The organism is Mycobacterium sp. E2327 (assembly GCF_001672675.1).
In the GTDB taxonomy this organism is placed as follows: Bacteria; Actinomycetota; Actinomycetes; order Mycobacteriales; family Mycobacteriaceae; genus Mycobacterium.
Genome location: NZ_LZKE01000120.1, coordinates 1 through 3,321, shown reverse-complemented (window position 1 = coordinate 3,321; position 3,321 = coordinate 1). Strand labels below are relative to the sequence as shown.

Annotated in this window: 2 protein-coding genes; both read right to left on the bottom strand. The window is 76.3% G+C overall.

What is annotated here, in order from left to right; translation table 11 throughout:
- Window positions 1-1,996 (bottom strand): PE family protein (locus tag A5712_RS14450; RefSeq protein WP_156766568.1); only part of this gene is annotated, 1,996 nt, incomplete at its 3' end.
- A 224-nt stretch (window positions 1,997-2,220) separates the two neighbouring features.
- On the bottom strand, window positions 2,221-3,321 hold a 1,101-nt coding region (locus A5712_RS32690; RefSeq protein WP_156766567.1), incomplete at its 5' end, for a PE family protein.

Genomic DNA, 3,321 nt, shown 5'->3' with positions numbered 1-3,321 from the left:
CTTGCCCCGCTTGGCCGCCGTTGCCGGCGGTGTGTCCGGTGACCGTGGTCCAGCCGCCGTCGCCACCGTAGCCGCCGTAGCCGCCTCGGCCGCCGCCGCCCGCGTTGCCGCCGCTGCCACCGGTGCCGACCGCACCGCCGTCGCCGCCTTTCCCGCCGTCACCGCCGGTTCCGCCGTTGCCTGCGTTGTTGCTGCCGCCATCGGCATGGCCGCCGACGCCGTAGCCCCCGTTGCCGCCGAAGCCGCCTCGACCGCCGCTGCCATTCGTTGCGCCGGCGACGGCGTTGCCGCCGTCGCCCCCGATGCCGCCGGTGCCGCCATCCCCGGCGGCAACGCCGTAGTCGCCGCCGCCGCCCCCATCCCCGCCGACACCACCGGTCCCGCCGGTTTGACCACTGATGGTGGCGTTGCCGCCGCGGCCGCCGGCCCCGCCGTGGCCGCCGTCGCCGGCGGGGCCGAAACTGCTGCCATAGCCGCCGTGGCCGCCGTCGCCGCCGGCGCCGCCCGCGCGGCCCGTGCCACCCGTAGTCATGCCCGGGCCGGCGTCCGTGCCGGCGTCGCCGTCGCCGCCGGTGCCCCCAGTCCCCCCGGCGCCGCCGGTGCCGGCGCTGCCCGCGCTGCCGACGGCTCCGTTTCCGCTGCCGGGCGCCCCTCCGTTGCCCGCGCTACCGCCGTCACCGCCGGTGCCGCCCGCGCCTCCGTCCACGCCCAGGCCCACACCCGAACCGCCGGCCCCGCCGGTGCCGCCCGCGCCACCGATTCCGCCGGTGCCGCCCGCGCCATTGGTTCCACCGGCGAAGGCGCTGCCGCCGGTGCCACCGGTGCCACCGGCCCCGCCGGTGTGACCCGTGCCCCCCACGTTCGTGCCGGGAGCGGCGTCCGTACCGACATCGCCGGCTCCGCCGTGGCCGCCCGTGCCCCCGGTCCCGCCCGTGCCCGCGTTACCCGCGTGACCGGCGGTGCCCCCAAGCATGCCTGCGTGGCCGCCGAAGCCACCGGCTCCGGGCGCACCGCCGGTTCCGCCGGTTCCGCCGACCCCGCCGTCGATGCCATGGCCGACGCCACTTCCCCCGGTCCCACCGATGCCACCCGGGCCACCCATGCCGCCGGTGCCGCCGGCGCCGGCGGTGCCCAGCAGGAACCCGAGGTCTTCACCGCCGGGCCCGCCCATCCCGCCGGACCCACCCGTGAAGCCCGGATCCCCGGTCGCACCTGGCGCGCCGGCCGCCGCACCGGCCTCGCCGGCACCGCCCGGTCCGCCGAGCCCGCCCGTCCCGCCGACGCCCCCCACCAGCGCCACGTTCCACCCGCCGGCACCGCCGTTCCCGCCCATCCCGGCGGCGACGCCCGCAGCGCCGGCCCCACCGGCCCCGCCGGCACCACCGGCCCCGCCGGCGCCGCTGAACAACCCGCCGCTGCCACCCGCCCCGCCGTTACCGCCCGTTGCGCCGGCGACGGCGGCTGCCCCGCCGGCCCCGCCGGTGCCGCCGTGGCCGAACAGGCCTGCCGGCCCGCCGGCACCACCGTCGTGCCCCAGCCCGCCCGACCCACCGTTGCCCCCGTTGCCCCACAAGATTCCGCCCGGGCCGCCGGCCTGCCCGGTACCCGGCGTGCCGTTGGTGCCGTCACCGATCAACGGGCGTCCCAACAACAGATTGGTGGGCGCATTGATCAAACCCAGGACGTCGTCCTCCAGGGTCTGTAGCGGAGACGCGTTCGCCGCCTCGGCGACCGCATAGGCGCCCTGCGCCCCGCGCAGGACCTGCATGAACTGGGTATGAAACGCCGCCGCCTGGGCGCTCAGACCCTGATAGCCCTGGCCGTAGTCGGACAACAGCGCCGCGATGGCCACTGACACCTCATCGGCGCCCGAAGCCAGCACCGTGGTGGTCGGGGCGGTCGCGACCGCGTTGGCTGCGCTGAGCGTCGAACCGATAGCCGCCAAATCCGTCGCCGCTACCTCCATCGCGCTCGGCGCCGCGACCACAAACGACATGCCACACCTCCCAGCAAACCGGTCAGAGTCGTTGGGACTCGAACACGATTGTTGAGCAGTGGCCGTCCGGTGGCCTGAGTAGCCGTCTACCTAAGTTGCGGTGCTGTCGTCGATCCAATACTTGCGGGCACGGCGGCGGCGCATTGAGGGCACGATGGTGAGGGCTTCCGAAACAGGGCGGGCGACGTCGCACACCGCAGCACGAACGAACTGGCCGTTCTGACCTAGCTGGTACCGGCGGCCCCGTGGGCGCCGAACAACAGTCCGCCCGTGCCGCCGGGGCCGCCGTGGCCGTGGACGATGCCGATTCCGCCGTTGCCGCCGTTGCCCCCATTGCCGACCAGCTGGGCGTTGCCGCCGCTGCCGCCATTACCCGGGCCGGCGCCGCCGCCACCGGCGCCGCCGCCACCGCCGTTGCCGAAGAGGGCGGCCTGTCCGCCGTTGCCGCCGTCGCCCGAATTCAAGGAGGTCCCACCGGTGCCGCCGAACCCGCCGTCGCCGAACAACAAGCCGGCCGCGCCGCCGTTGCCGCCGTGGCCGCCAGAAATGCCGTTCACGACGGAGGTATCGCCGCCGGCGCCGCCGGCGCCGCCGCCGCCGGCGAGGACGCCGCCGTGCCCCCCATTGCCGCCGGCCCCGCCGCCGCTGTTATTGCCTCCGTGGCCGCCGGCCCCGCCGGCACCGCCGTTGCCGTAGATCAAGCCACCGTTGCCGCCCGCACCACCGGCGGCGCCGTCGTTGCCCAGGCCTTCGCCGCCGACGCCGCCAATCCCGCCGTTACCGAACAGGCCGGCCGACCCGCCGACGCCGCCGACGCCGGGGTTCCCGAACAAACCGGCGCCGCCCAGCCCCCCGTTGCCGCCGGCGCCGTAGATGAGGCCGCCGGTCCCGCCGGCCCCGCCGCTTCCGCCTGCTAGACCGCCGCCGCCCCCGTTGCCGCCGTTCCCGAACAGCCCGGCGGCCCCGCCGGCGCCGCCGGCCACACCGAGAGCGGTGCTGTTGCCGCCGTTGCCGCCGTTGCCCCACAGGATCCCACCGGCCTGACCCGGGCTGCCGATGCCTTGGGCGTTCGTTATGCCGTCGGCGCCATTGCCGATCAGCGGGCGTCCCAGCAGTATCTCGGTTGGCTCGTTGATCACTGCGAGGATGTCTTGCTCGAGGGTCTGCAGCGGGCCGGTATTGGCGGCCTCGGCGGCGGCGTACTGCGCCACGCCGGCGTTCATCAGCCCGACGAATTGCTCGTGGAAGGCCGCCGCCTGGGCGCTCAGCGCCTGGTACTGCTGACCGTGCGCCCCGAAGAGCGATGCGATCGCCGCCGACACCTC